Annotated in this window: 3 tRNA genes and 3 rRNA genes; all 6 read left to right on the plus strand. The window is 57.2% G+C overall.

The features are described from left to right. Positions 1-398 precede the first annotated feature (398 nt). A 16S ribosomal RNA gene (locus BMY25_RS20135) occupies positions 399-1,881 on the plus strand. A gap of 227 nt (positions 1,882-2,108) precedes the next feature. Next, positions 2,109-2,185: transfer RNA gene (locus BMY25_RS20140), tRNA-Ile, on the plus strand. Between the two features lie 59 nt (positions 2,186-2,244). Beyond that, positions 2,245-2,320, plus strand: a tRNA-Ala gene (locus BMY25_RS20145). Between the two features lie 455 nt (positions 2,321-2,775). Then, positions 2,776-5,589: ribosomal RNA gene (locus BMY25_RS20150) — 23S ribosomal RNA — on the plus strand. Positions 5,590-5,688: 99 nt separating this feature from the next. Beyond that, positions 5,689-5,804, plus strand: a 5S ribosomal RNA gene (gene rrf / locus BMY25_RS20155). Together the 16S, 23S and 5S rRNA genes with 3 tRNA genes alongside form the textbook arrangement of a ribosomal RNA operon. A gap of 128 nt (positions 5,805-5,932) precedes the next feature. Next, a tRNA-Met gene (locus BMY25_RS20160) sits at positions 5,933-6,009 on the plus strand. Positions 6,010-6,616: the final 607 nt, after the last annotated feature.

Here is a 6,616-nt window from a genome sequence, read left to right on the forward strand (position 1 = left end):
GTTGACACCCTCGGCTGCCCTGTCTATATCAGCGTCACACCGGACGACGGGGCGCGGTTAGCGGCACTGAGGTCTGGTTGTTCTCGATTGAGATGCCGGGGTTTGGTCGGCTTGACCGACTGCTCTGGCCTGTTGCCTTGATTTAGGGCTGATGCTCTGGGTTTGGGGTGATGGTTTCGGTTGGGGGATGGCGAAAGTCATCGGTTCTTTGACAATTTGGATATTGAAGAAAGAGAAACGCAGACGGCGAGGTCTTGCGGGTACCATGAGAGTGGTGCCTTTGATGAGACTTCGGTGTTGACGTTTCTTGACACTGACATTTGGGCCCAGCGATGGGTTTGGATGTTGTGTGTCCTCGTCATTGAGTTTGAAACGTGACGCCGGTTTAGATTCTCATTCAACCTGAGAGTTTGATCCTGGCTCAGAACGAACGCTGGCGGCAGGCTTAACACATGCAAGTCGAACGCCCCGCAAGGGGAGTGGCAGACGGGTGAGTAACGCGTGGGAACGTACCTATCGGTTCGGAATAACCCAGGGAAACTTGGACTAATACCGGATACGCCCTTTTGGGGAAAGATTTATCGCCGATAGATCGGCCCGCGTCTGATTAGCTAGTTGGTGGGGTAATGGCCTACCAAGGCGACGATCAGTAGCTGGTCTGAGAGGATGATCAGCCACACTGGGACTGAGACACGGCCCAGACTCCTACGGGAGGCAGCAGTGGGGAATATTGGACAATGGGCGCAAGCCTGATCCAGCCATGCCGCGTGAGTGAAGAAGGCCTTAGGGTTGTAAAGCTCTTTCAGTGGGGAAGATAATGACGGTACCCACAGAAGAAGCCCCGGCTAACTTCGTGCCAGCAGCCGCGGTAATACGAAGGGGGCTAGCGTTGTTCGGAATTACTGGGCGTAAAGCGCGCGTAGGCGGATATTTAAGTCAGGGGTGAAATCCCAAGGCTCAACCTTGGAACTGCCTTTGATACTGGATATCTGGAGTTTGGGAGAGGTGAGTGGAATTCCGAGTGTAGAGGTGAAATTCGTAGATATTCGGAGGAACACCAGAAGCGAAGGCGGCTCACTGGCCCAATACTGACGCTGAGGCGCGAAAGCGTGGGGAGCAAACAGGATTAGATACCCTGGTAGTCCACGCCGTAAACGATGGATGCTAGCCGTTGGGGAGCTTGCTCTTCGGTGGCGCAGCTAACGCATTAAGCATCCCGCCTGGGGAGTACGGTCGCAAGATTAAAACTCAAAGGAATTGACGGGGGCCCGCACAAGCGGTGGAGCATGTGGTTTAATTCGAAGCAACGCGCAGAACCTTACCAGCTCTTGACATCCTGTGCTACCTGGAGAGATCCAGGGTTCCCTTCGGGGACGCAGTGACAGGTGCTGCATGGCTGTCGTCAGCTCGTGTCGTGAGATGTTGGGTTAAGTCCCGCAACGAGCGCAACCCTCGCCCTTAGTTGCCATCATTCAGTTGGGCACTCTAGGGGGACTGCCGGTGATAAGCCGAGAGGAAGGTGGGGATGACGTCAAGTCCTCATGGCCCTTACGGGCTGGGCTACACACGTGCTACAATGGCAGTGACAATGGGCAGCGACTTCGCAAGGAGTAGCTAATCCCAAAAAACTGTCTCAGTTCGGATTGTCCTCTGCAACTCGAGGGCATGAAGTTGGAATCGCTAGTAATCGTGGATCAGCACGCCACGGTGAATACGTTCCCGGGCCTTGTACACACCGCCCGTCACACCATGGGAGTTGGTTTTACCCGAAGACGGTGCGCTAACCCGCAAGGGAGGCAGCCGGCCACGGTAGGGTCAGCGACTGGGGTGAAGTCGTAACAAGGTAGCCGTAGGGGAACCTGCGGCTGGATCACCTCCTTTCTAAGGAAGATCCTTTACGGTCCTCCATTCCTGCCTTCGCAAGAGGGTGGCGATGGATCGGTTGTTTTGGATCTCTTGGAACAAGATCGGGCCAGTCAGGCCTGATCGATCAAACTATGGCGAGACTTCGCCGTCTCCGTTTCTCTTTCTTCGACAAGCGAATGCGTGCCCGACGGGCTGCTGGTGTCTGCGCGTGCGCGGGCTGGCGGATTGTCGGTCCGACGCGCGGGCCTGTAGCTCAGGTGGTTAGAGCGCACCCCTGATAAGGGTGAGGTCGATAGTTCGAGTCTATCTAGGCCCACCATATTCGAGCTCGCCTGGTGCTTCTGGGCTCCGGCCTTGCGGTTGGGGTGCCTTGAGATTGGGGCCATAGCTCAGCTGGGAGAGCGCGTGCTTTGCAAGCATGAGGTCGTCGGTTCGATCCCGACTGGCTCCACCACTTCGTGGTTCCGTCAGTCGTTATCCTGTTTGTTTGTGCTGGCGCCTTTGGTGCTGCGCGCGAACGGGTGGCTCCACTGGCTGTGCCTGACGGGTAGCGTGAGATGCATTCGATGGGTTCCCGGTCCGCATGGATCCGGTTGAGCCTTGCTTGTCGTTGAAAAACAAGGATTGCAGACGGTCTTCGGACTGTTTGCCTGTGTTGTGACATCGTGAAGAGAAGAGTTGTTCGGGTGTGGATTCCCTTGGGGGTCCATGGACGGGCAGTTCTCGTGAAACTGGTCTTTCCATGTCGTTGCCGATTGCGGCGATGGCATGTGACCGGCGCCAGGTCGTTTGAGACCGGCGTTGGATGGACCCTGTCCCTGCCGAGGGGACTGGGTTCGGGATGGCCGTTCATCTCTCTCTTGTGCTGCCTTTGGCGGCACCGGGATGGCGGTTATCGATAATGAGAATGATCAAGTGTGAGAAGGGCGTCTGGTGGATGCCTAGGCACGTACAGGCTATGAAGGACGTGGTACGCTGCGAAAAGCCGTGGGGAGCTGCGAACAAGCTTTGATCCATGGATATCCGAATGGGGAAACCCACCTTCGAGGTCTGTTGTCGAAAGCCGGAGACTGGCGCGAGCTGGTGTCTGGCCTTCGATAACAGGCTTCACAAGAAGGTATCTGGCCCTGAATAAAATAGGGGTTAGAAGCGAACCCGGGGAACTGAAACATCTCAGTACCCGGAGGAAAGGACATCAACAGAGACTCCGTTAGTAGTGGCGAGCGAACGCGGATCAGGCCAGTGGCAAGCATGATTGAACCGGAACTGTCTGGAAAGGCAGGCCGTAGCGGGTGACAGCCCCGTACGGGTACGGATCATGTTTGTCCTTGAGTAAGGCGGGACACGTGAAATCCTGTCTGAACGTGGGGGGACCACCCTCCAAGCCTAAGTACTCGTACGTGACCGATAGTGAACCAGTACCGTGAGGGAAAGGTGAAAAGCACCCCGACGAGGGGAGTGAAACAGTTCCTGAAACCGGACGCCTACAAACAGTTGGAGCCCAAGGTTCGTCCTGGGTGACAGCGTACCTTTTGTATAATGGGTCAGCGACTTAGTCTGTCGAGCGAGCTTAAGCCGTTAGGTGTAGGCGCAGCGAAAGCGAGTCTGAATAGGGCGACAGTTCGACGGATTAGACCCGAAACCGGGTGATCTAGCCATGACCAGGCTGAAGGTTGGGTAACACCAACTGGAGGGCCGAACCCACGCCTGTTGAAAAAGTCGGGGATGAGTTGTGGCTAGGGGTGAAAGGCCAATCAAACTCGGAAATAGCTGGTTCTCCGCGAAAACTATTTAGGTAGTGCGTCAGACGAATACCTCGGGGGGTAGAGCACTGGATGGGCTAGGGGTCTTTACCGGATTACCAAACCTAACCAAACTCCGAATACCCGAGAGTACTATCTGGCAGACACACGGCGGGTGCTAACGTCCGTCGTGGAAAGGGCAACAACCCTGACCGCCAGCTAAGGTCCCCAAGTCACGGCTAAGTGTGAAAGGATGTGAGGATCCCAAAACAACCAGGATGTTGGCTTAGAAGCAGCCATCATTTAAAGAAAGCGTAACAGCTCACTGGTCTAGTCAAGGGTCTTTGCGCCGAAAATGTATCGGGGCTCAAGCCGTGCACCGAAGCTGCGGGTTCGTCTTTGACGAGCGGTAGCGGAGCGTTCCGTAGGCCTGTGAAGGGATACCCGTGAGGGATCCTGGAGGTATCGGAAGTGCGAATGCTGACATGAGTAACGCTAACAGTGTGAGAGACACTGTCGCCGAAAGTCCAAGGGTTCCTGCGCAATGCTAATCAGCGCAGGGTTAGCCGGCCCCTAAGGCGAGGCCGAAAGGCGTAGTCGATGGGAATGGGGTTAATATTCCTCAGCCTGCAGGAAGTGACGGATGCTGTGTGTTGTCTGCCCTTATTGGATTGGGTGGGCTTCGAAGGTGTCCCTGGAAATAGCTCCTGCTTATAGACCGTACCCGAAACCGACACAGGTGGACTGGTAGAGAATACCAAGGCGTTTGAGAGAACGATGCTGAAGGAACTCGGCAAATTGCTCCCGTAAGTTCGCGAGAAGGGAGCCCGGTTCGTGGGCAACCATGGGCCGGGGGCACAGACCAGGGGGTGGCGACTGTTTAGCAAAAACACAGGGCTCTGCGAAGCCGCAAGGCGACGTATAGGGTCTGACGCCTGCCCGGTGCCGGAAGGTTAAGAGGAGAGGTGCAAGCTTTGAATCGAAGCCCCGGTAAACGGCGGCCGTAACTATAACGGTCCTAAGGTAGCGAAATTCCTTGTCGGGTAAGTTCCGACCTGCACGAATGGCGTAACGACTTCCCCGCTGTCTCCAGCATCGACTCAGTGAAATTGAATTCCCCGTGAAGATGCGGGGTTCCTGCGGTCAGACGGAAAGACCCCGTGCACCTTTACTACAACTTCACACTGGCAGTTGTGACTTCATGTGTAGGATAGGTGGTAGGCTATGAAGCCGTGGCGCCAGCCATGGTGGAGCCACCCTTGAAATACCACCCTTGAAGTTATGATTGTCTAACCGCGGCCCGTCATCCGGGTCCGAGACAGTGTGTGGTGGGTAGTTTGACTGGGGCGGTCGCCTCCCAAAGAGTAACGGAGGCGCGCGATGGTAGGCTCAGACCGGTCGGAAATCGGTCGTTGAGTGCAATGGCATAAGCCTGCCTGACTGCGAGACTGACAAGTCGAGCAGAGACGAAAGTCGGTCATAGTGATCCGGTGGTCCCGAGTGGAAGGGCCATCGCTCAACGGATAAAAGGTACGCCGGGGATAACAGGCTGATGATATCCAAGAGTCCATATCGACGATATCGTTTGGCACCTCGATGTCGACTCATCACATCCTGGGGCTGGAGCAGGTCCCAAGGGTTCGGCTGTTCGCCGATTAAAGTGGTACGTGAGTTGGGTTCAGAACGTCGCGAGACAGTTCGGTCCCTATCTGCCGTGGGTGTAGGAGAATTGAGAGGATCTGTCCCTAGTACGAGAGGACCGGGATGGACGCACCTCTGGTGGACCTGTTGTGGCGCCAGCCGCATTGCAGGGTAGCTATGTGCGGACGGGATAACCGCTGAAGGCATCTAAGCGGGAAACCCACCTCGAAACGAGTTCTCCCTCGAGAGCCGTGGAAGACCACCACGTTGATAGGCCGGGTGTGGAAGTGCAGTAATGCACGAAGCTTACCGGTACTAATCGCTCGATTGGCTTGATCGTTCTCATTACCCATAACCGTTAGTCCTGGCCTCCATGCGGAGGCGGGGATGACGTCATCCCAATCTTTGAAAGACCAGTTCACGATCTGTGCTTCGCCGGCCTGGTGGTCCTTGCGAAGGGCATAGAACCCGATCCCATTCCGAACTCGGCCGTTAAACCCTTCAGCGCCAATGGTACTTCGTCTCAAGACGCGGGAGAGTCGGTCGCCGCCAGGCCTGCCAAGCACAGATCTTCACGAGAAACTCTTCTCAATCACGACCGCCGCCGCGCCCTTTGGCTCGGCCGCCCACAACCCCAGCGAGCCGCATCGGCCCGCCCGCCCGGATCCCCGGGAAACACCTTACGCGGGGTGGAGCAGTCTGGTAGCTCGTCAGGCTCATAACCTGAAGGTCGTTGGTTCAAATCCAACCCCCGCAACCAAATCCCCGCAACCAAATCCCCGCCTCCCAACAACGATCCTCCATAACGCATCGGCCAAGCATACGCGCGCCCGCGAAACGCTCGCGCAGATCCCGCGGCTCCGAAAGTGGTGCCGGGCGGACGCAAGCCCGCCCCGCGCTGCCGACGCGCTTGCATCAGCAGGCATCCGCATCGCTCTTAGGCACGATCGCCGGCCTTCCGGAAAACACCCCCCCTCGACCGCCACACCCCACAAGCGGCAGCCAGCCGGCGTTCGCGTCTCGCCGCGGCCCGACATCCCAAACGAACTCTACGTCCCCGAAAACGCGCCAGCCGGAGCCAGGCGAGGGCTTGCTTTCGTCATGGAGATGATCTGGCCTGAAGCGCAGCCGCTGACCGGAACGGCGGCATTGCCGGTCGGCACGGCCAACAGGCAACGTACTCCGGTCCAGGTGAGAGAAGGACCAGGGGAGGGGGGCTCAGCCTGCAGTCATCGGTCATCGAACCGATGGTCGGTCAGCCGACGGTCGTGGAGAAATGCCAGATCGAGAAGCGAGCTCGCCGCGCCGCCTGAGGTCGGCGGCCCTTGCGGCGTATCGTACGCGACCTCCTGCAGATAGCGCAGGAC

Origin of the sequence: Faunimonas pinastri (assembly GCF_900110915.1) — a bacterium.
In the GTDB taxonomy this organism is placed as follows: Bacteria; Pseudomonadota; Alphaproteobacteria; order Rhizobiales; family Afifellaceae; genus Faunimonas; species Faunimonas pinastri.